This window comes from Streptomyces sp. NPDC005533 (assembly GCF_042871845.1).
Lineage (GTDB): Bacteria > Actinomycetota > Actinomycetes > Streptomycetales > Streptomycetaceae > Streptomyces.
The window spans coordinates 122,280-147,193 of the sequence record NZ_JBIAJH010000022.1; the positions used below are offsets into that span (position 1 = coordinate 122,280).

At 73.6% G+C, this 24,914-nt stretch carries 17 protein-coding genes and 1 tRNA gene; 9 read left to right on the forward strand and 9 right to left on the reverse strand.

The features are described from left to right. The first annotated feature begins 490 nt into the window (after window positions 1-490). Window positions 491-1,006 carry a GNAT family N-acetyltransferase gene (locus ACFYP3_RS22905; protein WP_388835435.1) on the forward strand — a complete coding sequence of 172 codons (516 nt, stop codon included), beginning with the start codon at window positions 491-493 and terminating at the stop codon, window positions 1,004-1,006. A gap of 70 nt (window positions 1,007-1,076) precedes the next feature. Here the strand turns inward: ACFYP3_RS22905 and ACFYP3_RS22910 are convergent, their stop codons facing one another. Further along, window positions 1,077-2,324: a hypothetical protein gene (locus ACFYP3_RS22910; protein ID WP_388835438.1), complete on the reverse strand. Its 1,248-nt coding sequence runs from the start codon at window positions 2,322-2,324 to the stop codon at window positions 1,077-1,079. 312 nt (window positions 2,325-2,636) lie between these two features. Here ACFYP3_RS22910 and ACFYP3_RS22915 point away from each other — a divergent pair. The 3 genes from ACFYP3_RS22915 to ACFYP3_RS22925 all read left to right on the forward strand — a co-directional run bounded on the left by ACFYP3_RS22915 (window position 2,637) and on the right by ACFYP3_RS22925 (window position 5,462). Beyond that, window positions 2,637-2,710: transfer RNA gene (locus tag ACFYP3_RS22915), tRNA-Met, on the forward strand. Between the two features lie 234 nt (window positions 2,711-2,944). Beyond that, complete coding sequence (locus ACFYP3_RS22920) at window positions 2,945-4,132, forward strand: PP2C family protein-serine/threonine phosphatase (RefSeq protein WP_388835440.1); 1,188 nt, start codon at window positions 2,945-2,947, stop codon at window positions 4,130-4,132. Window positions 4,133-4,424: 292 nt separating this feature from the next. Next, window positions 4,425-5,462 carry a M23 family metallopeptidase gene (locus ACFYP3_RS22925; protein ID WP_388835444.1) on the forward strand — a complete coding sequence of 346 codons (1,038 nt, stop codon included), beginning with the start codon at window positions 4,425-4,427 and terminating at the stop codon, window positions 5,460-5,462. Here the strand turns inward: ACFYP3_RS22925 and ACFYP3_RS22930 are convergent. The 4 genes from ACFYP3_RS22930 to ACFYP3_RS22945 form a co-directional block, all read right to left on the reverse strand. Further along, complete coding sequence (locus ACFYP3_RS22930; RefSeq protein WP_388835447.1) at window positions 5,371-6,738, reverse strand: PrsW family intramembrane metalloprotease; 1,368 nt, start codon at window positions 6,736-6,738, stop codon at window positions 5,371-5,373. The genes ACFYP3_RS22925 and ACFYP3_RS22930 overlap by 92 nt on opposite strands. A gap of 43 nt (window positions 6,739-6,781) precedes the next feature. Continuing rightward, the gene (gene trmB / locus ACFYP3_RS22935; RefSeq protein WP_388835483.1) at window positions 6,782-7,528 is read right to left on the reverse strand and encodes a tRNA (guanosine(46)-N7)-methyltransferase TrmB; all 747 of its coding nucleotides are present in this window, start codon (window positions 7,526-7,528) and stop codon (window positions 6,782-6,784) included. Window positions 7,529-7,734: 206 nt separating this feature from the next. After that, window positions 7,735-8,931, reverse strand: coding sequence for an L-2-hydroxyglutarate oxidase (gene lhgO, locus ACFYP3_RS22940; RefSeq protein ID WP_388835486.1), 1,197 nt, complete (start codon window positions 8,929-8,931; stop codon window positions 7,735-7,737). A 97-nt stretch (window positions 8,932-9,028) separates the two neighbouring features. Further along, window positions 9,029-10,690 carry a sporulation protein gene (locus tag ACFYP3_RS22945; RefSeq protein ID WP_388835450.1) on the reverse strand — a complete coding sequence of 554 codons (1,662 nt, stop codon included), beginning with the start codon at window positions 10,688-10,690 and terminating at the stop codon, window positions 9,029-9,031. A gap of 630 nt (window positions 10,691-11,320) precedes the next feature. Between ACFYP3_RS22945 and ACFYP3_RS22950 the strand changes: the two genes are divergently transcribed. Then, window positions 11,321-13,510 (forward strand): asparagine synthase-related protein, encoded by a 2,190-nt coding sequence (locus ACFYP3_RS22950; RefSeq protein ID WP_388835452.1) that lies wholly within the window; start codon window positions 11,321-11,323, stop codon window positions 13,508-13,510. 87 nt (window positions 13,511-13,597) lie between these two features. Here the strand turns inward: ACFYP3_RS22950 and ACFYP3_RS22955 are convergent, their stop codons facing one another. Beyond that, window positions 13,598-14,839: an MFS transporter gene (locus ACFYP3_RS22955; protein ID WP_388835455.1), complete on the reverse strand. Its 1,242-nt coding sequence runs from the start codon at window positions 14,837-14,839 to the stop codon at window positions 13,598-13,600. A 145-nt stretch (window positions 14,840-14,984) separates the two neighbouring features. Here ACFYP3_RS22955 and ACFYP3_RS22960 point away from each other — a divergent pair, with 145 nt between their 5' ends. Further along, window positions 14,985-15,491, forward strand: coding sequence for a MarR family winged helix-turn-helix transcriptional regulator (locus ACFYP3_RS22960; RefSeq protein ID WP_388835457.1), 507 nt, complete (start codon window positions 14,985-14,987; stop codon window positions 15,489-15,491). Between the two features lie 163 nt (window positions 15,492-15,654). On the opposite strand, the gene ACFYP3_RS22965 is transcribed toward ACFYP3_RS22960, so the two are convergent. Together ACFYP3_RS22965 and ACFYP3_RS22970 are read right to left on the reverse strand one after the other, a co-directional pair. Beyond that, the gene (locus tag ACFYP3_RS22965) at window positions 15,655-17,679 is read right to left on the reverse strand and encodes a sigma-70 family RNA polymerase sigma factor (protein ID WP_388835459.1); all 2,025 of its coding nucleotides are present in this window, start codon (window positions 17,677-17,679) and stop codon (window positions 15,655-15,657) included. Window positions 17,680-17,912: 233 nt separating this feature from the next. Then, window positions 17,913-18,686 (reverse strand): TetR/AcrR family transcriptional regulator, encoded by a 774-nt coding sequence (locus ACFYP3_RS22970; protein ID WP_388835461.1) that lies wholly within the window; start codon window positions 18,684-18,686, stop codon window positions 17,913-17,915. Between the two features lie 341 nt (window positions 18,687-19,027). Here ACFYP3_RS22970 and ACFYP3_RS22975 point away from each other — a divergent pair, with 341 nt between their 5' ends. Together ACFYP3_RS22975 and ACFYP3_RS22980 are read left to right on the forward strand one after the other, a co-directional pair. Then, window positions 19,028-20,446: an NAD(P)/FAD-dependent oxidoreductase gene (locus tag ACFYP3_RS22975; protein WP_388835464.1), complete on the forward strand. Its 1,419-nt coding sequence runs from the start codon at window positions 19,028-19,030 to the stop codon at window positions 20,444-20,446. Between the two features lie 135 nt (window positions 20,447-20,581). Beyond that, window positions 20,582-22,477, forward strand: a complete 1,896-nt coding sequence (locus ACFYP3_RS22980) for a SpoIIE family protein phosphatase (protein WP_388835489.1) — start codon at window positions 20,582-20,584, stop codon at window positions 22,475-22,477. Between the two features lie 117 nt (window positions 22,478-22,594). Here ACFYP3_RS22980 and ACFYP3_RS22985 read toward each other — a convergent pair whose 3' ends face one another. Continuing rightward, the gene (locus ACFYP3_RS22985; RefSeq protein ID WP_199808210.1) at window positions 22,595-23,890 is read right to left on the reverse strand and encodes an MFS transporter; all 1,296 of its coding nucleotides are present in this window, start codon (window positions 23,888-23,890) and stop codon (window positions 22,595-22,597) included. A 133-nt stretch (window positions 23,891-24,023) separates the two neighbouring features. On the opposite strand from ACFYP3_RS22985, the gene ACFYP3_RS22990 reads away from it, so the two are divergent. Beyond that, window positions 24,024-24,560, forward strand: a complete 537-nt coding sequence (locus ACFYP3_RS22990) for a MarR family winged helix-turn-helix transcriptional regulator (protein WP_388835466.1) — start codon at window positions 24,024-24,026, stop codon at window positions 24,558-24,560. The last annotated feature ends 354 nt before the right edge of the window (window positions 24,561-24,914 follow it).

The window sequence follows — 24,914 nt, forward strand, 5'->3', positions numbered from 1 at the left end:
GCGGCCTTGACGGACCGGTGATCTTGCAAGGGACTGCAAGCGCGTCGGCGGCAGCAGTCTCCGGTGATGGTTCCTCGGACCATGCGGACATCCAGGGGCGATAAACCGGGCCGGCTCTGTACGCACGTCGTCATCGGCCCCGGGGGGTTTGCGCGCCAGAACCTCCGCCTGATGAGGGCGGCAGCATGCGTGAGCGATGCGTGAGCGGACGTGTTGGAACGGCTGGATCGGGGGCGCACAAATCGGCAGGATTCGGCGGCCTGAACAGGCCTTTTAGTCCGTTGGTTGTTGGTTCGAGTCCGACATGGCCTACCGCTCACGGGCGGGGGCGAAGCCTCCTGCCCGGCGCCCAGCGCCCCTTCCGGCTCCGGCCGGAGGGGGCGCTCGGTCGTTTCCGGCCGGGCCACGCGAGCGGACGTGCCGTCATGCCACGGGAGCGGCCCGGAAAACCCGGTGAGCGTCCCGGACGGTGCGGGTAGCGTCGTCGCCCGTGACTCCAGTCCTGCGCACCGAACGCCTGCTCCTCGAGCCGTACGTCCCCGAGGACGAGGAACGCTTCGTGGCCCTCTTCCAGGACAGCCGGGTGTCCCGGTGGATGGGGGACGGCCCCGTTACGGAGGCCGAGGACCGGGCGCTCTTCGGGCGGGTCTTCACCAAGGTCTACGCCGAGGACCTCTTCGACGTCTGGGCCGTGCGGCGGGGCGGCGAGCTGATCGGGCACGCCGAGATCAAGCGGACCGACGAGGTCGACGGACACGAGATCATCTACGCCCTGGCCGCCGAGGCCTGGGGCTCGGGCCTCGGCACCGAGCTCGCGGAGGCGATCGTCGCGTACGCCTTCGCCACCCTCGGCCTGACCGAGGTGCACGCCACCGTGGCCGCCGCCAACACGGCCTCCCTGAGCCTGCTGCACCGCATCGGCTTCACGCACGTCCGGGACCTGCGGGAGGACGACGGCTCCACCACCCACGTGCTGACCCGCCGGCGCACGCCCGCCGACGGCTGACCCGGACCCGTACGCACCTGCGCCCCACCCGGTCCGACCGGGTGGGGCGCAGGTGCGTACGGGGTGGGGATCAGGCGGAGAGGCCGCGGCGGCGGCGACCGAGCCAGGTGGCGGCCGCGCCGAGCGCGACCAGGGCGGCGGCGAGACCGGCGTACAGACCGGTGGAGGAGCCGGCGCCGGTGGTGGCGAGGGAGCCGGTGGCCGTGGTCGCCGTCGTGGCCGTGGTCTTGGTCGTGCCCGTGGCCGTCACGGTGCCGTTGCCGGTGGAGGTGGCGACGGCCGGCTGGACCGAGGGGGTGGTGGAGGGGCTGGCGGTGGGCACCGTCTCCGCGAACGGGACGAGCGGGAACTGCACGGAGCCGGTCTTGAGCGGGTAGGAGTTGCCCTCGGCGTGACGGACCTCGGCCTCCATCGTGACCGTGGTCCGCTTCGTCAGCTTGGTGCGGTTGCCCAGGCTGACCCGCAGCGGCAGGGTGTGGACGCCGTCGGCGGCGCCGAAGCCCTTGGGGATCTGCGGCAGCTCGTAGCGGCTGTCCTCGGCCTTCAGGTCCTGCCAGCGGCCGTCGAACAGCGCCTGCACGCGGAAGTCCGCCTCCTGCCCGCCCGGGTGGGACAGGCTCAGGCTGGTCGCGAGGGCGGTGCCGAAGGTGCCGTCGCCGGTGGCCTGGTAGTTCAGGTCCAGGTACGCGCGCTGCTCCCGGCCGTCCTTGCCGGAGTCGACCTGCTTGAACCAGGTCTTCAGCTCGCCCGTCTTGATCTGCGGGTCGACCTTGAAGGTGTGCGAGGCCGCGCCGCCGGCGGCCACGGAGTTGTTGGAGCTGGTGGCGCTGAGGCTGAAGTCCCCGTCGTTGGTGGGGTAGTTCGCGCCGAGGCCGATGGTGACCTTCCAGGTCATCTTGCCGTTGGCGGGGACGTCGAAGCCGCCCGCGGCCCCGCCCGGCCCGCCGGCGGGGAAGAAGGTGCCCTGCCACCCGCCGTCCTGCTGGCCGATCGAGGAGCCGGTCGCCGGGGCGTCCACCGCCTCGACCTTGAAGACGACGTCGTCCTTCTTCAGCCGGCTCGGGCCGGTCGGGTCCACGAGCATCCACGGGGTGTACGTGACGGCCTTGCCCGTCGGGTTCTTCACCGTCAGGTCGAAGGACTCGGTGGCGCCGCCGCGGGTCAGCGGGCCGTTCGGGACGGGAGCGCCCATCTCCGTACGCAGCACGGCGTGGTCGTCGGTGGCGGGTGCGGCGGACGCGGCGGTGGCCGAGAACGGCAGCAGAGTGGTGACGACGCCGGCGACGACTGCGATGGCGGCTGCGGTGCGAACGGACATGGTGGACTCCCCCCGGGAATCACAGGGGCATCGGCGGAGGGCCGAGCCGGTTGGTGTGGTGGGTGTCGCCCGGCCGGTTCGTGTTCCCCCTGGCCTTGGCGACAGGTGAATCATCGCCCGCGCCTGATCCCGGAACGATTCCCGAAGTGTCACCGGCCCGCAACAGAGACGATCTTGCTCAGCGGAGTTCCGCAGAGTGCCCGTCTGGGGTCGGTTTCAGGGCTTTGACCTGCGGCGATGTGGATCCGGGGGCGGGTCGGCCGTTAATTGGCGAAGGGCTCCCCCCGGATGGCGTAGAGTTGTGTTTACCGACGCGGGGTGGAGCAGCTCGGTAGCTCGCTGGGCTCATAACCCAGAGGTCGTAGGTTCAAATCCTGCCCCCGCTACTCAGTACGAAGGCCCGGTTCCCCTTGGGGAGCCGGGCCTTCGTCGTTTCCCGGCCCCGGCCCGCCCGGCCCCGGCCCCGATCTCGGTCCCGCCCACGGTCCCCGCTCCTCACGCCCCGTCACCCGTCCGGCCGCCGCCGGCTCGCCTTCCGGCCGCTCCTGCCGCCAGCCTTGAGGGGCGTGGCGGCGGCGGGCCCGCATCCGTACGAGGGATCCGGGCGGCAGGAGAGCAGCGTGGCGGGGCTGGGCCGACAGGGCAACGGTGGGCGCGCGGGCGGTCGCGGGAGCGCTGGCGGGAGCGGTCCGGCCCGGCGGGTGGTCCGGGTGCTGCCGGGTGCGCTGATCGCACTCGGCACGGCCTTCAGCCTGCTGACCCCGCCCAGCTTCACCGGATCCCCCTTCTTCTCCGCGGCCCCGCTGGTCGCCGCCCCGCTCTACACGTTCCGGGCCACGGTGCTGACCGGCCTGCTGGCCTCGCTCGCGGTGTTCCTGCTGCACCTCCACAACGGCACCGGCCGCAAGGTCGAGACGCTGACCGAGCTGGCCACCGTGGTGACCGTGTCCGGGCTGGCGCTCCTGATCAACCGGGTGGTGCGGCGCAGCGGCGAGCAGCTCGCCTCCGCGCGCGGGATCGCCGAGGCCGCGCAACGGGCGGTGCTGCCCGAGCCCGCCGAGCGCATCGGGGGACTGCACGTCTCCGCCTGGTACGAGGCCGCGCAGGCCGACGCCTTCATCGGCGGGGACCTGTACGCCGTCCAGGACACCCCGTACGGAGTGCGGCTCGCGGTGGGTGACGTACGGGGCAAGGGGCTGGGGGCGGTGGAGGCCGTGGCGGTGGTGCTCGGAGCGTTCCGGGAGGCGGCGGAGACCGAGCCCACCCTGGAGGCGTTGGCGCAGCGGCTGGAGCGGGCCCTGGCCCGGGAGGGCACCCGGCGCGACGGCCTGGACGCGGTGGAGGGGTTCACCACGTGCGTGCTCGGGGAGGTCCCGCCGGGCGCGGAGGTGCTGCGGCTGCTCAACCGGGGGCATCCGGAGCCCCTCCTGCTGCACGGGAACGGGGAGCTGGCGGTCCTCGCCCCGGCGGAGCGCGCCCTGCCGCTCGGCCTGGGGGAGCTGGGCGGCCGGCCTGACCGGGCGCAGGAGTGGCCCTTCCCCGTGGGCGGCACCCTGCTGCTCTACACGGACGGCCTGAGCGAGGCCCGCGACAGGGCGGGCGACTTCTACGATCCGGCGGCCCGGCTGCGCGGGCGGATCTTCCCCGGGCCGCATGACCTGCTCAGCGCGCTCAGCAGCGATGTGCGCCGGCACACGGGCGGCGGGGCCACGGACGACATGGCGCTGCTCGCGGTGGGCCGGCCCGAGCCGCGGCAGCCGGAGCGGCGCAGGACCGTGCCGGTGGTGCGCCGCGACGACGCTGCGTGACGCACTGTGTGCGAAGTGATGCTCTCTGCAAGTTTATTGACGCGGTGTCATGTTCTGCGTGTGGCCGAAGAGAGGGGGGAGTTGCCTGATTTTTGCCCGAGTTGATGGCCTTCTGCGGCGAAAAGGCCTGGCCAGAGCCAGCCATTGCGTGGCCGATTGGTGCGAACGATCAAGCGCAACAGCTTGGAATCACTCCCCTGCGTCTATTACCTTTCGATAACGCAGCGCGGTCGTCCCAGCCGTCGCAAGAGACGGCGCCGTGCGCGTGCGCGTCAATGAGGAGTGTGCCCCGGTGGCCTCCAACTTGCCTGCCCCTGAAGGCACCGAGATCCAGGAGCCGCCCACCGCGGGCGCCTGGGGCGAGTGGAACCCCACCGAGGACTCGGTCCGTCCGGTCCGCGGCAAGCACAGGATCGCCAAGCAGCGCGGGGGGCTCGCGCGCAGCTCCACCGTCCTCGGTGTCGGCGTCATCGCGGCGGTCGGCGCCGGCGGTATCGCCCACGCGCAGGACCGGCCGCAGGTGGCGATATCCCTGCCGTCGATGCCCGAACTATCCGATCTGCCCCGTCTGATGTCCGGCGACGACTCCCGCCAGTCGGACGGGGGCTCCGGCTCGGCGGCCCAGGCGGCCGCACGGACGGGGATCCTCGCGCAGCAGAGCGACAGCGGCACCGCCGACGCCGGCGAGGCGCTGCGCAACCGCATTCTCCAGCAGGCCGAGTCCCAGCAGGGCGCCGCCGAGGCGAAGGCCCGGGCGGACGCCGAGCGGGCCGCGCAGGAGACCGCCGCCCAGGAGGCCAAGGACAAGCTGGAGGCGGCCCGTCAGGCGGCCGAGGAGGCCAAGGCCCAGGCCGAGGCGAAGGCGGCGGAAGAGGCCGCGGCCGCGCAGAAGGCCGCCGAGGCCAAGGCCGAGCAGGAGCGCGCCAGATCCGCCGGCGGCTACTCCCTGCCGACCTCCGCCTACACCCTCACCTCGCACTACGGCGACTCCGGCTCCATGTGGTCCTCCGGCCACCACACCGGCCTCGACTTCGCGGCCCCGACCGGCACCCCCGCCAAGGCGGTGGCCGCCGGAAAGATCACCTCGGCCGGCTGGTCCGGCGCGTACGGCTACCGGATCGTGCTGGAGCTGGAGGACGGCACGGAGGTCTGGTACTGCCACCTGTCCTCGATGTCCGTGACCTCGGGCGCGGTCGGCGCCGGCGAGACCATCGGCCGCGTCGGCGCCACCGGCAACGTCACCGGACCCCATCTCCACCTGGAAGTACGCAAGGGCGGTTCGACGATCGACCCGCTGGCCTGGCTGGAGTCCAAGGGCCTGAACGTCTGAGCTGCGGCCCCGCCCGCCGCGGCACGGGTACGGCGGGCGGCGCGGCCGCCGGCGCGGGGACGGCCAGGGGAACTCGCAAGGGGTCGAACGACGGCGGCAGCAGCTCCTCCATGACCGCAGCCCGGGCCAGCGCCGGGCCCGCCGTCGCACGGCGCTGCCAGAGCAGGTGCAGCAACTCCTTCTCCCGGCCGGCGAAGTCCGGCTCCCCCAGCGGGCCGCCGCGGCGCGCCCGGTTGCGCAGCAGGGCCAGGGCGGCCGCGTCCGCCTCGTACCGGGCGACCGCGCGTCCGGCGGCCCGGCCACCGGTGCGCCGGGCCAGGGCGCGCGCCAGCGACCGGGCCGGTATCGAAGCCAGCGCCGGCACCTCGGCGGGGCCGATCCAGCCGGCGGCCGCGTACACCGCCAGCTCCCCGGACACGACCCGCAGCCGACCGCGCCGTATCCACACCGCCAGCCACACCAGCAGCCCGAACGCCGGGACCATCACGAAGGCGTAGACCGTGTAGAAGCCGTGGTCCCCGAACCGCGAGGAGCCGTTCCACAGCGCGTGCATGCCCATGGCCGGCGCCAGACCGAGCAGCGGCAGGCAGATCCGGCGCGAACGGCGCGCGCTGAGCGCGGCCGCCCCGAAACCGAGCCCGGTGAGCACCGTGAACAGCGGATGCGCGAACGGAGACAGCACTATCCGGACGAAGAAGGTCGCCGCCGTCACCGACTCCAGCACGCCGGAGCCCTCGGCGAGGTCCTCACCGTAGGCGTTGCCGAGGTAGAGGATGTTCTCGGTGAAGGCGAAGCCGGTGGCGGTGAATCCGGCCACGACGAAACCGTCGGCGGGCCCGGTGAAATGGCGCCTTCGGAACACGAACACCAGCAGCAGGGCCGCCGCCTTGGCGCTCTCCTCCACCACCGGGGCGACGGCCACCGAGCCCAGGTGATCGGCGTCGGAGGGATCGGCGGTGGCCGCAGCTATCCACTCGGTGGCGAAGTTGTTGGCCAGTATCGCGATCAGCGCCGCGGCGCAGGCGCCCCAGCCGAAACAGAACAGCAGCTGCGGCCAGGGCGCGGGCGCGGCCCGGCCGAGCCACCGGAAGGCCGCCATGAGCGGCGCCACCGGCAGCACGGCCAGAGCGAGACCGACGAGGAAGCCCGGGGTACCGGTCTGCTCCCGCACGAGTTCGAGGATCGAGACGCCGGTGACGGCGAGCAGGACGAGGAGCACGCACGTGCGGACCGTGCCCGACGGACGTGCGAGCACAGCGAGGAGCGCTCGGAACACACCATGACCCTAGCGATCCGGTCTGACACGCGCCGTGACGTTGTCAGTTCTGCCTGCGACGGAAGAGCAAGTCGTGTACGACGTGGCCCTTGTCGAGGCCCTGGCCCTCGAAGCGGGTGAGCGGCCGGAACGCGGGGCGCGGCGCGTAGCCGCCGTCGGGCTGCGTGTTCTCGAAGTCCGGGTGCGCGGTGAGGACTTCGAGCATCTGCTCGGCGTACGGCTCCCAGTCGGTCGCGCAGTGCAGTACGGCCCCGGGGGCCAGGCGGGTGGCGGCCAGCGTGAGGAACTCGGGCTGGATCAGTCGGCGCTTGTGGTGGCGGGCCTTGGGCCAGGGGTCCGGGAAGTACACGCGGATCCCGGCGAGGGAGTCGGCCGGCAGCATCTCGCGGAGCAGGATGATCGCGTCGCCGTTGGCCACGCGGACGTTGGTCATCCCCCCGCGCTCGGCGAGCGCGAGCAGGTTGCCCTGTCCGGGGGTGTGCACGTCGGCGGCGAGGATCCCGGTGCCGGGGTCTTCGGCGGCCATCTGCGCGGTGGCCTCGCCCATGCCGAAGCCGATCTCCAGAACGACGGGGAGGCCGTCGAACATCGCGTTCAGGTCGATGACCTCGCGGCCGTCGATGTCCAGGCCCCAGGTGCCCCACAAGCGCTTCAGGGCCTCGCCCTGACCGGTGGTGACCCGGCTGCGCCGGGGCTGGAAGCTCCGGATCCGCCGCTCGTGGTGCGAGCCGGCCGGATCCGGCGAGGGCCCGTCGGGGAAGCGGGGCTCCGTCCGCCACTTGGGCGGCACGTACGAACTCGCCTCCGGCGCGGCGTCCGGGAGGCTGGGCGACTGGGGGTTCAGGGACTCAGACACAATGCCGTGATTCTACGACTTCCGCCCTGCCCGGCGTCTGCGGGCAGGGGCGGGCGGCGCGCAGGCACAGGCGGGCGGCGCACGCACGGCGGCCGGGGCGCAGCGCCCGGGAAGCGGCGCGGCGCCGGCTTCGGGGCCGCTCAGGCCGAGCCGAGGGTCCGAAGGACCCGGGCGGCGATCTCACGGCCGATCGGGAGCGAGGCGGTGGCCGCGGGCGAGGGGGCGTTCAGGACGTGGACCGTGCGCGGGGCGTCCCGGATGAGGAAGTCGTCCACCAGCGTCCCGTCCCGCAGGACGGCCTGCGCGCGGACCCCGGCCGCCGCGGGCCGCAGGTCCGCCGAGGTGACGGCCGGCAGCAGCCGCCGTACCGCCCGGGTGAAGGCCTGCTTCGACAGGGAGCGGTGGATCTCGCCCGTCCCGTACCGCCAGTGCCGGGCGGCCAGCCGCCAGGATCCCGGCCAGGCGAGCTCGTCCGCGAGGTCCCGGGGCCGCACCGTCGACCAGTCGTAGCCCTCGCGGGCCAGCGCCGGCACCGCGTTGGGTCCGACGTGGACCCCGCCGCCGATGCCGCGGGTGAGGTGGACCCCGAGGAAGGGGAACGCCGGGTCGGGCACCGGGTAGACCAGCCCGCGGACCAGTTCGGGGCGGTCCAGGTCGTAGTACTCGCCCCGGAAGGGGATGATCCGCATCCCCGGATCGTCGCCGGCCAGGCGGGCGATCCGGTCGCACTGCAGCCCCGCGCAGTTCACCAGCACCCGTGCCCGGACCACCAGACCGGACGTGGTGCGGACCGCCACCGCCGACGCGCGGCGGGAGATCAGGTCCACCGCGCCGCCGTAGACGATCTCCGCGCCCGAGGACTCCGCCAGCTGCGCGCTCACCCGGCCGTAGTCCACGATGCCGGTGCTGCCGACGTGGATCGCGGCCAGGCCCCGGACCTCCGGTTCGTACTCGCTGATCTGCGCCGGACCCAGCTCGCGCACCGGGATGCCGTTCTCCCGGCCGCGCTGGACCAGGGCGTGCAGCCGCGGCAGCTCCTCCCGCTCCGTGGCGACGATCAGCTTGCCCGTCACCTCGTGCGGAATTCCGTGCTCCGCGCAGAACTTGACCATCTCGGCGGCGCCGCTCACCGCGAAGCGCGCCTTCAGTGATCCCGGCCGGTAGTAGATCCCGCTGTGGATCACACCGCTGTTGCGGCCGGTCTGGTGCCGGGCCGGGCCCGGTTCCTTCTCCAGGACGACCACCTTGGTCCCCGGAGCCAGGCTCGACAAGGCATGCGCCGTCGACAGGCCGACGATCCCGCCGCCGATCACCAGCACATCGCAGTCCACGCCCATGCCGCCGCCCACGCTGACACCTCCCACCCCTGCATACTGCACCCCGGCACCGACAACGAGGCCACGCGGGCCCCGGGGCCCGCCGCCCGATCAGGTCCTACGCCGGTGTGACCAGCAGCGGCCTGGCCCGCTCGCGCAGCTCCGCGACGCGCGGCTCGTCCCCGTACGGTTCCAGCCGGTGCAGCAGGTCCCGTACGTATTCGGTCGTCCGCGCCGAGGAGATCCTGCCCGCCACCTCCACCGCCCGGGTGCCCGCCGCGCACGCCGCGTCGAGATTGCCCGACTCCAGCTCGGCGACCGCGCTCACCACCAGCCGCAGCCCGTGCGAACGCACGTACTCCTCGGTGGGCCGGGACAGCGCCTGCTCGGTGAAGCGCCGTACCTGCCGGGGCAGTTTCAGATCCCGGTAGCATTCTGCCGCATCCGCCGCGAAACGGTCGTACGAGTAGAAACCCAGCCAGGTCGGATCCGGATCGCCCTCCCGCGACCGCTCCAGCCAGCCCTCCGCCGCCCGCAGCGCCGCTCCCGCGGCCGACGAATCGCCCGCCTTCGCGTGCGCCCGCGCCTCGACCAGCCGGAAGAAGCTCATCGTGCGGGCGGTGGCGAGGCCGCGGTTGCGCTCGACGGCCGCCTGCGCGAGGTCCACGCCCTCGTCCGGGAAGTCCCGGTAGGTCGCCTGCAGCGACATCGAGGCCAGCACGTACCCGCCGAGCGGTACGTCCGCGGCCGCGCGGGCGAGCCGCAGCGCCTGGATGTAGTAGCGCTGGGCGGCCTCCTGCTGGCCCGTGTCGAAGGCCATCCACCCGGCCAGCCGGGTCAGTTCGGCGGTCGCGCCGAACAGGGCGCGGCCCACCTCGTCGGTGTAGGAGCCGAGCAGCAGCGGCGCCGCGTCCACCCGCAGGCACTCCGGGACCATCGAGGAACGCCAGTCCCCACCGCCGTACTTCGAGTCCCAGCGGCGCGCGTCCTCTGCGGCCTCGCGCAGCTTCGTCACATCGCTGTGGCCCACGCGCTGCCCGTGGTCGCGGAGCGTTTCGGCGGCGGGCTGCGCGGGCACAACGGTGGACGGCGGACCCGTCGCCGGACCTGCCATCGGGCCTGTCGCGGGTCCGGTCGTGCGGCCTTCCGGGGAGGGCCGCGGACCCGGTGCCGTCGCCTCGCGCGCCGGCGCCGAAGCGGCCGTCCCGTTCGTCGCCGGGTCGTGAGCCGAGGGGGTGGCAGCAGGTACGGGGCTCTGCGCCGCGGGGCCGTGGACCGCCGAACCGTGTGCGCCGGGGCCGTGGGCCTCCCGCGCGACCGAGCCGTCGGCGGGAGATATCAGCCAGCGCGAGGCCGGCGTCGCGTACGCCGCCACCGAGAAGGAGCCCGCGAGCGACTGCCAGATCCCGCCACCGCCGCGCCGCCCGGCCAGGTCGAGCCGGTAGAGGTCGGTGGCCGAGCGCACCGCCGCGCCGATGTCGCGCGGGAAGGCCAGGCCGACCTCGGGCGCGGGGTCCGCGTCCGCCAGTCCGATCTCGTGCAGCGGCACCGGCCGCCCCAGCTTCGCGCCGATGGCGGCGGCGATCAGGTGCGGGGCGGCGCCCTGCGGCACCATCCCCTTCGACACCCAGCGGGCCACCGACGTCTTGTCGTACCGAAGCGTCAGGCCGCGCTGTGCGCCGAGGTCGTTGACCCGCCGGGCCAGCCCGGCGTTGCTGATGCCCGCGAGGGCGAGGACGGCGCCGAGCTTCTCATTGGGCTCGCGGAGCTCCCTGGACATGCGCCACCCCTCGTCACACGCGGAACGCAGACGCCGCCGGGGCATAGGCGCCCGGCATTTCGTAAACCCAGCGTAGTTCCCCGCCTCCCAAGCGTTAAGGCCCTTACTTCCGTTTGGCGGGATTGTTGTCCGTTTGCACAGTCCGCCCCGGGCCCGGTGCCGGGGCGCACGTGTCATCGCGTGCTCCGCCTGTGTGGCCGTGCGCCCACCCGTGCGCTCTGGCCGGTCCGGTGGCCCGGCGATTCGATGTGCGGTGCGTGGGTCGGCCCGCTGCGCGGATCGGGCGGGCCGGGGGATGCCGCTACCTCAATCCCCGCGGGTGGCGGAACGGTCCGGGGGGCGGATTCCGCCTCCCGGACCGCGCCCGCGCACCGGGCTCCGCCGGCCCGGGGGGACTCTTCCGACGGCCGAAGAATGGCTGAAAGCGACCTATGGGGCGGGGGGAACGGAACGCCAAATACCGAGTGGCCGGGGCGTGTTCGTTTGCATGTGCGCCCCCTTTAACCACTCTCGCACGCCTGTCCCGTGGCAGCATGGACCCGAGCCACCCGGGGTCCCGTCGGCCGCGCCCTCAGCGCTGACCGTACTGCCCGTGCCCCGGTCATGTGCCCACAGGCTGGGGAGGCGGCGGTGCGCTGGTTGGTGGGTTGGAGCAGTATCGCCGCGAGCTTCGGCACGGCCGGCCGGGTCAACAGCCACGGCCTGGGCCCGAGCGGGCACGCCGAGGGCGGCGCCCCGCTGAGCGGCGGCCTCGCGGACGCGGCCCACGCGGACGACCCCGGCGCGGACGCCGAACGCACCGTCCACCCCGTGGGCGCCCAACTCCTCTGGGGCGACCCCGACCCCCTCTGGGCCGTCGGCGACTGGCGCCCCGACGAGATCCGCACGGTCACCGCCGACCCCGCCGACCCCTTCACCCGGCTCGCCGTCCTCGGCTGCTGCGGCGCGACCGACGCCGAGTTGAGGCGGGCCCTGTACGCCGCCCGCGGCGGAGCCCTGCGCCACCTCACCCAGTGGTCCGGCAGCTACACCGCCGTCGTGCAGGCCGGCCGCCGGATCACCGTCGTCGGCGACCTCGCGGGCGCGCGCCCCGTCTTCTACACCCCGTGGGCGAGCGGCACGGCGTACGCCACCGCCGCCCTCCCGCTCGCCGACCTCATCGAGGCACAGCTCGACATCGGCCATCTCGCCGCCCTGCTGGCGTGCCCCGACAGCCCGGAGGCACTGGGCGACGGCACACCGTACGCCGGGGTGCGCCGCATCCCGCCCGGGCACGCGCTCATCCTGCGCGAGGGCTCCCGCGAGATCACGGGCTACGAGCAGGTCGCCTCGCTCGCGGTGGCCGCCCCCGAGGCGGATCCCGAGCGCGCGGTGGAGGGCGTACGGGAAGCGTTGGTGGACGCGGTGCGCGCCCGGCTCACGGCGCCGCGGCATGCTCCCGACACGCTGCCGCCGTACGATCCCGGCCCCGTGCCCGGCATGGGCCCCGCCGACCGGCGCGCGGCCCGCGGCGCCCCGGCCCCCGGGGTGGGCGCCGACCTCTCCGGCGGCAGCGCCTCCGCGACCCTCGCCCTGCTCGCGGCCGGTCTGCCGGGAGCGCCCGGCACCCTGCTCAGCCCCGCCGGGGCACGGCTGCTCGCGGTCACCTTCAACGACCTCGCCACCCCGCAGGGGCGCGAGGCCGAACTGGAACGGGCCCGGGCCATCGCCGCCGACCCGCGCCTGCACCACGTCGTGGTGGCCGCCGCCGGGGAAGCCCTCCCGTACGCCGAACTCGACGGCCCGCTCACCGACGAACCCGGCCCCTCGCTCGTCTTCGCCGCCCGCGAGCGGCGCAGACTGGCCGCCGGCTCGGCCGACCACTTCACCGGCCACGGCGCCCGGCAGGTCCTCGACGCCCACCCGGCGCGCATGGCCGACCTCCTGATGGACCGCCGCCGACGTCACCTGTTGCGGCCGGTGGCGGCGCTGGCCCGTTCGGCCTCCGCCTCCGGAGCTGCCGGGGAGTCCCTGCTGGTGCCGCTCACCGTGTACTCGGCGGCCCGCAGACTCGCCCGTACGACGTACCGCGCGGGCATGGAAGCCGCCGCGGCCCGGCTCCGCGACGGCGGGGTCACCGAGCGCGCCTCCGGTCCGGTGGACGCCTCCCTCGCCGCCCTGACCTGGTCGCGGCCGGGTCCCGCGGCCGGCTGGCTCACGGGCGAGGCCCTGGCGGAGGTGTCGATCCGGCTCACGGTCGCGGCCGGCCGGCCGCCGCTGTCGCTGCGGCCGGGGGAGGCCCGGGCGCGGTCGCTGCTGGCCCGGCACGCCGCCGACCACCGGGTGTTCGAACAGGCCGTGGAGGTCCGCAGCCAGCGCCTGCACGCACCGTTCCTGGACAACCAGGTCGTACGCGCCGCCCGCGCCCTCCCCGAGTCCCTGCGCGTCCAGCCGGGGGCCCGGGCGGAGATCCTGCGCAGCGTCCTGGCCTCGGCCGGGGTGCGCGAACTCCCGCCGGGCTGGGGCGCCACGGCCCACACCCCCAACGAGACGGCGACCCGGCTGGGGCTGCGCGCCGCCCTCGGCGAGCTGCTGTCGCTCTTCGCCTCGCCGCTGCTCGCGGACGCGGGCCTGATCGAGGCGCGGGTGGTGCGCCAGGCCCTGCTCGACGCGGCGGACGGCCGGCCGGTCCCGCTGGACGGGCTGGCGGAACTGGTCTCGATGGAGTTGTGGCTGCGCCGGCTGCTGGCCCGCCGCGGCACGTGCTGGACGGGGACCTCGACGGCACGCCGGCGGGCGGTGCCGGAGGGGGTTCCGGTGCACCGCCCGGCGCTGTCCTGAGGCCGCGGGGCCGAGGTGGGTCCGTAGGGGCGGCCGGGGTTGAGGTGCCCGGGGGTTGAGGCACCCGGGGGTTGAGGCACCCGGGGCTCAGGAGCCGAGGACCAGGGCCGTCGCGATCGCCGGGCCGAAGGCGCCGCCGAGCTGGTAGCAGAGGGTGAACAGGCCGATGGCCGTGGGGCGCTGGGCCTCGGGGACGCTCGACGCGGCGTGCGTGGACAGGACGGCGTTGGCTCCGGTCGCACCGAACACGCCGCCCATGGTGGCCAGGAGCAGCAGGGGTCCGTGGCTCGCGAAGGCCGCGACCAGGGCCGCCAGGGTGCCGATCCCGATCAGCACCGTGCGGACGGCCACCCGCCCCATGCGCGCCGAGCCGGCCGCCAGCAGCCAGGAGAGCGCGGAGCCGAGGAGCAGTGCCACGAGCTGACCCGCGCCGGCCGCGCCGGTGTCCCAGCCCGCACGGTCCGAGATCAGCCGGGGCACGGCGAACAGCAGCGTGAAGTACGAGGTCGACAGCGCGAGCGCCAGCAGCGCGGAGCCGAGGAAGAGGGGCTTGCGGATCAGCGCGGCCGGGACGAAGCCCTCGGGGCGCCGCCGCATGTGGAGCGCGAGCAGTACGGCGGCGAGGGCCGCGGAGCCGAGGGCGACGGCCGGTGCGTGGGGCAGCAGGACCAGGGCCGTGGCCAGCAGCGTCAGCAGTGCGGCGCCGCGTGCGTCGAACCTGCCCTGCGGGGCGGCCGCCGGGGCCTTCGCGTACTTGCTCACCGCGGGCACCGCCAGCAGCGAAATCAGGGACACCGAGAGCGAGAGCCGCCACGAGACGGAGTGCGAGAGCTGGGCGCCGAGGAGCGGGCCGGTCGCGCCGAGCATGCCGAAGCCGGCACTGATGACGCCCATGCGGCGGGCCGAACCGGCCAGGCTCATCGCGGCGGCCACCAGACCGGCGCCGCCGGCGGCCTGCGCGGCCCGCCCGAGGAGGGTCAGCGGCAGCCAGGGGGACGCGGCGACGAGGAGCGTGCCGCCGAGGAGGAGGGCGCTGGACAGCCGGAGCACCGGAGCCAGGCCGCGGCGGCGCAGCAGCCCGGCGAGCAGCGGGATGGCGACGGCCATGGCCCAGGCGAAGGCGGCGACGAGCCAGGCGGCGGTGGACGTGGCCACCCCGAGGGAGCCGGCCATGTCCGGAAGGATCAGCACGGGAGCGTTGGCGGCGGCGGCGACGGGGGTGGCCAGCAGCGCCAGCCACAGGACGGGGACGAGGCGGGGCCGGCCGGTGTCGCTGCCGGTGTTGCCGCGGGCGGCGGTCGTGCGCGTGGCACTCGTACTGGTGGTCATGGTGGCCCCAACCCCGATTCCTCTGAAGGTTCAGAATCTCAACGTTGAGATAAAATCAGAGGAGTCCTCTCAACGTCAAGTGTCTTAACGTTGAGATAGTCTGGAGGTGCAAGACGACGCACGAGGATGAGGGTGAGGACGCGACATGAGTGACGCGGTGGACGCGATCGTGGGCCAGTGGGCGGCCGAGCGGCCCGAGCTGGCGCCCGGCCTGTGGGCCGTCGAGGTGGTGGCCCGCATCCAGCGGATGAACCGCATCGTCGACCGCCACCTCAAGGCCTTCGCGGCCGAACGGGACCTGGAGGTGGGCGAGCTCGACATCCTCTTCACCCTCCGCCGCTCCGGCCCCCCGTACGCGCTGACCGCCGGCGCCCTCATCCCGGCCGCCATGGTGACCTCGGGCGCGATCACCAACCGCATCGACCGCATGGAGGCCAAGGGCCTGGTCGAGCGGGTCCGGGACGGGCAGGACCGCCGCTCGGTCCGCATCCGCCTCACGGAGCAGAGCCTCGCACTCACCGAGTCGCTGATCACCGACCACCTCAGCTGCTACGCCGAACTGCTCGCCCCCCTCGACGCCGCCACCTGCGCCACGCTGGCGGGGGCCCTGCGCACGCTGCTGGAGGACAACGGAGACGTCTCGATCACCTGAGCCCTGCCGCGAGGGCGGCCGGCGGTGACCAGACGGCGGTGACCAGACGGCGGTGACCAGACGGTGGCCCGGAGCCGGCCGCCGTACTGCTAGCTGACGACGGCCGGCCCGCCGAGACCGTACTGGCTCGCCGCGGCCCGCATCGCCACGCGCACCGCCGGGCTCACCGGCAGCTGATCACGGCGTCGGCCCAGCTCGCCAGCGTCGGCAGGCTGCCCGGCCCGGCCTTCTCCACCACCAGCCGCAGCGTCTCGCGGCCGGCGAGGGACACCTGCACGCCCACCGGCGGGTCGTCGTGGCCGAGGGCGGCGGACTGCCACAGCCGCTGCCCGTCGGCGTAGACGGAGAACCGCACCGAGCCGTCGGTGAACAGCGACAGCCCGTCCACCCCGGCCTGCGCCGAGAAACTCGTGCACTGCCGGTTGAGGGCGATCTCCACCGAGGAACGCGAGTTCACGGTGATGCCCTGCGCGAAGCGGCGGCCGCCCACCTCCAGCCCCCAGCGCTGCCACACCCAGCTGCTGCGCCAGGTCTGCACTTCGGGACCGCTGTGGTTCCCGAAGGCCGACTGGTCGAGCCGGGCCAGCTGGAACCCCTGCGGCGACTTCGACGGCGGCGGCGTCGGCTTCGGGGAGGGCGGGCTCGGGGACGGCCTGGGCGCGGGCCTCTCCCGGCTCGGCGAAGGCGAGGGCGAAGGCGGCGCCGGGGACGAGGACGGCGAGGGGGCCGGGGGAGCCGCGGCGGCCGGAGCCGAAGGCGTCGGCGACGGCACCCGCGCCGGCGGTACGGAGCCCCGCGCGCGCGGCGGTTCCCCACCCGGCCTCGGCTCCGCCGAGGGCGAGGCGGGGGCATCGGGCACCACCGGCGCGGCCACCCCGGGCGCGGGCTTCGCCCGGGCCTGCGGCTCGGGATCGTCGCCCGCGAGCGCGAACACCACCCCGGCGGCCGCGGCCACCGCGATCCCGGCGGCGATGGCGGCCTTGGCCGGCATCCCGAGCCCCTCGGAAGCCAGCGCACCCCCCGCCCCGGCCCCGCCCCCACTCCCGGCGCCCGCCCCGGCGGCCCCGCCCGCGGCACCCGCACCCGCCCCGGCACCCCCCGCGGCCCCGGCGGCCCCGGCCCCCGCGGTCGACCCGCCGGAGGCGGCGGCCGCGGCCCCGGCCCCGCCCGCGGCGACCGCACCACCGGCCACCACCCCGGCGGCCTTGGCCGCGTACCCGGCCGCGAACCACCCGATGACCGCGACGGGAAGCAGCGCGGGAATGCCCGCGTTGACGTCCTTGAGCTCCCCGGCGGCCAGCCGGCACTTCGCGCACTCCTCCAGGTGCTTGCGCAGCCCCCGCTCCGCCCGCATCCGCAGCCCGCCCCGCGCGTACGCGCCCAGCCGGTCCGAGTAGCGCGCGCAGTCACCGCCCGCGCTCAACGCCGCGCTCACGTGGGCCTGCAGATAGGCCTGCTTCAGCCCTTCTCGGGCACGACTGGCCAGCACGGCCGTCGCGTTGGCGCTGAGCCCGAACAGCGGGGCGATCGCGCTCGGCGACGCCTCCTCGACGGTGGTGTGCCACAGCACGGCCTGCCACCGCTCGGGCAGGCTGCGGAAGGCCTGCATGGCCAGTGACTGCTCGGCCTCGTGCATCGCCCGCACGTCCGCGCCCAGTTCGAGCGTGTCGTCCCCGGACAGCCCCGAGATCCCGGCTCCGCTCTCCGCGCCCGCGGACGCCTGCTCCGCGAAGACCGCGAAGTCCTCGACGAGTTGCTCCCGCTTGGCCGTCTTGGCCCAGGCCGCGGCCACCCTGCGCACGGTCGTCAGCAGATAGGCCCGCACCGACTGGTCCGGCCCCGCCCCGCCCCGTACCGCCTGCAGGGTCCGTGCGAACACCTCGGCGGTCAGGTCGTCGGCGGTGTGCCCGTCCCGGCAGCAGGTCCGCGCGTAGCGCCGTACGGCATCGGCATGGCGACGGAACAGCTCCTCGTACGCACCGTCGTCCCCGCCCCGCATCCGGGCGATCAAGTCACCGTCGGACGAGGGGAGTTCGCTCCCGATCCCGCCGGGGCCGGAAGAGCCCGAGGGGCGTGCGTGGCGCCCGCCCGGTTCGCGCTGGGCCGGCACCTGCCGTGCGGGCAGGCTGCCCGTCTCGACCTCGCTGCCGCCGCCACCGAGTGGCTCTTCCCGACCGTCAACGCTCATCGCGGAAGCCCCCGCACGACACACTCAACCGGTACACCAATCAAGCGTGTCACACGGCGCTCGCGCGTCGGAGCTCTCTGCGCGCCATCCACTCGTCCGGGCACAATTCGGCCCATCGCCCTGTGGTCGCCCCGACGTGCGAACGGCCGGACGGTACGAGAGTCACCCGATTCGAGTGGGCGGGCATCCGCCCGGCGCCGAAGCGGCGCCGGACCGATGCCGAACCACGCAGGTCACGCCGTCCGGGACCGCAGCCCTTCGAGCAGGATGTCGAGCAGCCGGGTCGAAGCCGCCGCCTGCTGCGCCGGGTCGGGCAACGCGGGCGCCGCCGTCGCTATCACCAGCAGCACATCGGCCACCGTGACGTCGGCGCGCAGCTCACCGGCCTCCCGTGCACGGTGCACCAGTCGGCCGACGACCTCCAGCAGCGCACCCGCACCCGCGTCGTCCGAGGGCTCGTCCTCCACCGCGCTCCGCGTGCCCACGACCCGCAGGTCGGGGGAACCGGCGGCCACGACGGCCTGGCGCTGCTGCGGAACCCGTACTTCCTCGGCCTCCTCGGCCCCGTCCTCGCTCGCCGAACCGACCCGCAGCACCTGCGGCGGCAGCAGCCGCCCGGCGCCCGAGGCCACGGAGGTGCGCAGGAAGCGCGACAGCGCCTGCCACGGCTCCTCCTCCTGACCCAGTGCGGTCCTGGCCTGCTCGGTCAGTCGCGCGGTCTCCTCCTCGGCTATCCGCCGGACGAGGACGTCCTTGCTCGGGAAGCGCCGGTACACGGTGCCGACACCGACCCGCGCGCGCCGCGCCACGTCCTCCATCGGAGCCCCGTAGCCCAGCTCGCCGAAGACCTCGCGGGCCGCTCGCAGCACGTGTTCCAGGTTGCGCTGGGCGTCGACGCGCAGCGGCGTGGACCGGCCTACGCCGTGCGTGGTGCCGCCCGCGAGCGCGCGACCGTTGCTCTCGACCGAGAGCGCGGTCGCAGAGCCATGGAAATCGGAAATGTTCATATGTTTCCCCCGGTAATCATTTGTCTCCCCCCGGAGACACTCCCCGCCTTCACGTCGAGGGGGCCACGGTCTCGGGCCCGGTCCTACTACTCCTCGACGAGATACGAACATAGTTGAGCCAGAGTCAATTCAGAAGAGGCAGCCCCGGACGGACCACCGCCCGATCGGAGCATTCACCCCCACTTTTCCGTTCCATACCCTCGGAATCTGTCATTCCGCACGTCCTGACCTGCGGATTTACGCTCACACCGAACGCCCGCTTCCACCCCGCCCCAGCACTACCTCCGGTCACACAATTTGTCGGGCCTGTGGACAAACTCCCGGCCACGTTGCGTCATGGGATGGTGAAGGCTGCTAACTCCCGGGGCACGGCCCCCGGTACCCCGCCCCGTACGCGCATCCTGATCGTCGGCGGCGGCTACGTCGGCATGTATACGGCGCTCCGGCTCCAGCGAAAGCTGAGAGCCGACGAAGCCGAGGTCACGGTGGTCACCGCCGAGCCCTACATGACGTACCAGCCCTTCCTCCCCGAAGCGGCCGCCGGCGCGATCTCCCCCCGCCACGTCGTGGTCCCCCTGCGCCGCGTCCTCCCCAAGTGCCGCATCGTCATCGGCGAGGCCCAGCGCATCGACCACTCCAAACGGACCGTGACCGTCAGCACCCTCGCCACCCCCGACGAGGGCACCGGCCCCCTCGAGATGGAGTACGACGAACTCGTCCTCGCCCCGGGCTCCATCTCCCGCACCCTCCCCATCCCCGGGCTCGCCGACTACGGCATCGGGTTCAAGACCGTCGAAGAGGCCATCGGCCTGCGCAACCACGTCATCGAACAGATGGACATCGCCTCCTCCACCCGCGATCCCGCCCTCCGCGACGCCGCCCTCACCTTCGTCTTCGTCGGCGGCGGATTCGCCGGCGTCGAAGCCCTCGGTGAGCTGGAGGACATGGCCCGCTACGCGGCGCGGTACTACCACAACATCAAGCCCGAAGACATGAAATGGGTCCTCGTCGAGGCCAGCGACCGGATCCTCCCCGAGGTCGGCCCCGACATGGGCGTCTACACGGTCCGCGAACTGCGCCGCCGCAACATCGACGTCCGGCTGCAGACCCGCCTCGAATCCTGCGAGAACCGCGTCGCCGTCCTCAGCGACGGCGCCCGCTTCCCCACCCGCACCGTCGTGTGGACCGCCGGAGTCAAACCGCACCCCCTGCTGGCCGCCTCCGACCTCCCCAAGAACGAGCGCGGCCGGCTGGCCTGCACCTCCTTCCTCACCGTCGAAGGAGTCGAGCACGCCTGGGCCGCGGGCGACGCCGCCTCCGTCCCCGACATCACCGCGGCCGAGAAGGGCGCCGAATGCGCCCCCAACGCCCAGCACGCCGTCCGTCAGGCCAAGGTCCTCGCCGACAACCTCCTCGCCGCCCTGCGCGGTGAGGTCCTGACCGAGTACGCCCACAAGTACGCGGGCTCCGTCGCCTCCCTCGGCCTCCACAAGGGCGTCGCCCACATCTACGGCCGCAAGATCAAGGCCTACCCGGCCTGGTTCATGCACCGCGCCTACCACCTCAGCCGCCTCCCCAGCTTCAACCGGAAAATGCGCGTGCTCTCCGAGTGGACCCTCTCCGGCCTCTTCAAGCGTGAGATCGTCTCCCTGGGCTCCCTCGAACACCCCAGGGCAGAATTCGAACTGGCCGCAAGCGGCGGCCCGAAGGCCCCTCCCCCGCCCCTCGCCCCCAACCCCCCGAAGAACGGCCAGGGCTGACGTTGTCAGTGCGGTCGGCCACACTGGACGTGTGACCATAGGTGGGCTCACCCCTGCACAGAGTGACATCGTCCAGTCAGCGACCGCCCACGAGCGACACAGCGACCACTCGCGACACCACGAGGCTTGAACGCAGTGAACTTCACGCGCTGGAGCGCCCGGTTTCCCGGAACGCAGCGCCGCGCCGCCGCCCGGACCGAACACGCCGCCGCCCAGGCCAAGCGGGGTGAAGGCGCGGTCCCGGCAGCCCGCGGCGGCCGCGCCGACCCCGGAACCGAGCGGGCCGCGCCCGCCGCCGACGGCCACCCCGCCGACCCCACGGTCCGCGGCACCGGCACGGCCACCGGCGGCGGATCCGGGACCGGCACCGGCCCCGGCAGCGGCAACGGCACGGCCACGGCCCGGCGGACCGGCGCCCTCACCGCCGTACCCTCCCTCGACGAGCTCTCCGTACGCGAGGTCCTCGGCCGGCTCCCGGCCCTCGTCGCCCTCGTCCACGGCCCCGAGCACCGCGTCGCCTACGTGAACGACGCCTACACGGCCGGCTTCGGCGCCCGCACCCCCGGCGCCCCGGCCCACGAGTCCCTCCCCGAACTGGGCGAGCTCGGCCTCCTCCCCCTCCTCGACCAGGTCCAGCGCAGCGGCAAGTCCCGTACCGCCAAGAACCGCACCGCACCCGGCGGCGCCCACTCGTACACGGTCACCTGCACCCCGGTCGAGTTCCCCAGGGCCAAGCCCCACCCGAGCACCGGTACGAGCACGGGCACGGGCACCAGCACGAGTACGGGCACGGGCACGGGCACGGCGGCCGAAGCCGCGAGCGAGCCGGAGGCCCACCACACCGGCGTCCTCATCCACCTCGCCGACGTCACCGACCACACCGAGGCCGTCGAACGGCTCCGCGCCAGCGAACGCCGCCAGCGCGAAGCCGCCGTCACCCTCCAGCGCTCCCTGCTCCCGCAGGAACTGGAACAGCCCGACGACCTCCGGGTGGCCGCCACCTACCAGCCCGGCGGCACCGAGGCCGCCGTCGGCGGAGACTGGTACGACGTCATCACCCTCGGCGCCGGCCGCACCGCCCTCGTCATCGGCGACGTCATGGGCCGCGGGGTCCGCGCCGCCGCCGTCATGGGCCAGCTCCGCACCGCCGTCCGCGCCTACGCCCGCCTCGACCTGCCCCCGCACGAGGTGCTCCAGCTCCTCGACGGACTCGCCGCCGAGATCGACGCCAGCCAGATCGCCACCTGCGTGTACGCCGTCCACGACCCCAACGAGGGCCTCCTCGCGTACGCCTCCGCAGGCCACCTCCCGATCCTGGTCCGCGACGAGGACGGCACCGTCCGCAGAGCCGCCGACCCCACCGGACCACCGCTCGGCACCGGCGGCTGGCTGCACACCTCAGGCACCATCGCCCTCGGCCCCGGCTCCACCGCCGTCCTCTACACCGACGGCCTGGTCGAACGCCGCGGCGAGGACATCGACGAGGGCGTCGCCGCCCTGGAACGCGCCCTCGCCGGCGCCCAGGGCACCCCGGCCGTCATCTGCGACCGCCTGATGCGCGCCCTCGGCGTGGACGCCGACCACGACGACGACGTCGCCGTGATGGTCCTCCAGCAGCCCGCCCGCACCGGCGCGGACGCCGAGCTCTTCCACAACGCCGCCCTGGAACTCCTCGGCGGCATCGAGGCCGCCCCGCGCGCCCGCGCCTTCGCCCAGGGAGTCCTCGCCTCCTGGCGCTTCCCGGTCGAGCTGTGCGACCTCGGCGTCCTGGCCGCCAGCGAGCTCGTGGCGAACTCCCTCCAGCACGGCACCCCGCCGATGCGCCTGCGACTGCGCCGCACCGACCGCCGCCTGATCATCGAGGTCACCGACGGGGACGACCACCTCCCGCGCCGCCGCCGCGCAGAACCGGGCGACGAGACCGGACGCGGCATCTCGATCATCGCCACCATCGCCTCTTCCTGGGGCTCCCGCCGCACCCCGGGCGGCGGCAAGGCCGTCTGGTGCGAGTTCGCCCTGCCGGACAAGTAGCAGCCGCACACACGGAAGGCCCCGGTCCACAAGGACCGGGGCCTTCCGCGCATCCGTCCACTCACGCGTACGTACATACGTGCCGCGCGTTCGTGCCACGCGTACGTCGCTACGCGCTCACGCGCTCACGGGCTCCGCTGCGGCGCCGGCCTTGGCCGCCACCACCGGACCGCCCTGCGCCACGACCCGGCTCGCCAGCCACGGGTTGTCCTGCGCCGGACTCAGCCGCCTGCCGAGCCGCAGCGCCAGACCGGCGATCCCCAGCGACACCAGCACGAAGACACCGATGTAGAGCATCGGAACGCCCGCACCGAGCGGCACCCCGAGCGGTCCCAGCGCCAGCGCCATCTGCTTGACCAGCGCGAAGGCCGAGTTGTACTGCCCCACCGAGCCCTCGGGCGCCAGGTCCGCGACCAGCGGCGCCAGGGTCGGCGACAGCATGGCCTCGCCGATGCCGAAGAGCGCGTACGTGCTGACGAACGCCGCGGCGGCCATCATGGCGCTGCCGTGCCCCAGACCCGAGAACCCGGCGATGACCCACGCCACGGTCCAGATCAGACCCACGAGCGCGATCACCCGGGACCGTCGGCGCTTCTCGACGAGCCTGAGCACGACGAACTGCGCGACGACGATCGCACCGGTGTTGGCGGCCAGGGCGAAACCGAGCGTGGAGGGGGAGATCCCGGCGGCCTCGGTACCGAAGGCTGCCAGACCCGACTCGAACTGCCCGTAGCAGGCGAAGAACACCACGAAGCCCAGCACGCACAGCTGCACCATGGCCTTGTGCCGGAGCAGCCGCTTCCAGCCGCCACCCGCCTGTGCCGTGTCCTTGGGCCGGGCGTCCTTGAACCCCTGCACCTGCGGCAGACGCACGGTGGCGATGACCCCGGCCAGCACCAGGAACATGACGGCCTCGATGCCGAACAGCAGGGTGAAGCTGCCGGGCCGGCTCTCGTCGACGATCTGACCGCCGATGAGACCGCCGATGCCCAGACCCAGGTTCTGCATGAAGAACTGCAGGGCGAAGGCACGGGTCCGGGTGGACGGCGTGGAGCACCACACGATCATCGTGGCCAGCGCCGGCTGCATGACGGCCTGCCCGGCGCCGAGCGCCAGCGCCGACAGCAGGATGGGCACGATGCCGGTGGAGAGCCCGAGCGAGAGCGCACCGGCCGACGCGGCGACGGCCGCACCCATGACCACGGGCACCGGACCGCGTCGGTCGATGACCCGACCGGTGAAGGGCAGCGCGACGAGGGCGCCCAGGGCGAACGCCACGAACGCGCTCGTGGCCGCCATGGAGCCCAGATCTCGCACCTGCGCCACGTAGATGTAGAGGAACGGAACCGTGAAACCGATGCCGAACGCGGTCAGCGCGTTCCCGGCCTGGATCCGCCGCATCGCAGCGCCCATCACCTTGGTCACTTCTCACCTGCCTTTGAGAGCCGAAGACTGAAGACTTCAGAACTTCATACCTAAACTTCGATCCTTAACTCTACACATCGAAGGAGTTAGACGCCAACGGGCTCGTGCCATACTTCGACCCATGGGTGACACCCCCGACGGCACCACGCCCGTCCACGAGCCGACCCTCGACGAACAGATCGCCGTCTATCAGCGCGAGTTCCAGGACCTCGACCCCCAGGTCGAGAAGGTCGTGTCGGCACTGAGCCGGCTGCACCGCCGGATGAACGTCGCGTACGGACGCCAGACCGCGGCCCTCGGCATCAGCAACGCGGAGTGGGAGGTCCTCAAGGCCCTCGTCATCTCCGGCGCCCCGTACCGGATGGGCCCGAGCGAGCTCGCGAAGCAGCTGGGCCTCACGCCGGCGGCGATGACCCACCGGATCGACCGCATGACCGCGGAAGGACTGGTCACCCGCGAACGGGACGAGTCCAACCGGGTCCGCGTGATCGTGGAGCTGACGGACGAGGGCCGCAGCAAGTGGCTGGACGCGATGCGCGCGGCCACGGTCTTCGAGGAGGACCTCCTCCAGGACCTCTCCACGGCGGAGCGCGGGGTGCTGGGCGACATGCTCACCCGGCTGCTGGACCGCGTGGAGGACCTCCAGTCCCCCAGCTGACCACCGGGGTTGACACGGAACGCGGGGATCCGTAAGGTTCTTCGAGTTGTCCCTGAGACCGGAAGGTTCAGGCGACCACTCATCCCGCCGCCTCGTTGCGGCACCCAACTCAGCACGATCTCCCACTGGGAACGAATTCGGCATGCCCGAATTCATTTCCGAAGGCCGATTATGAATCGCCGGGGAAATCCACTAGAGTTCGGGAGTCGGAAGGGCCCAACAGCCCGGAAGACAAACCCCGCTGACTGGGGGTCAGGCCCGAAAGAGTCTGATAGAGTCGGAAACGCAAGAACACAGCAACACAACAGAACGAAAGCCCGGAGGAAAGCCCGAGAGGGTGAGTACAAAGGAAGC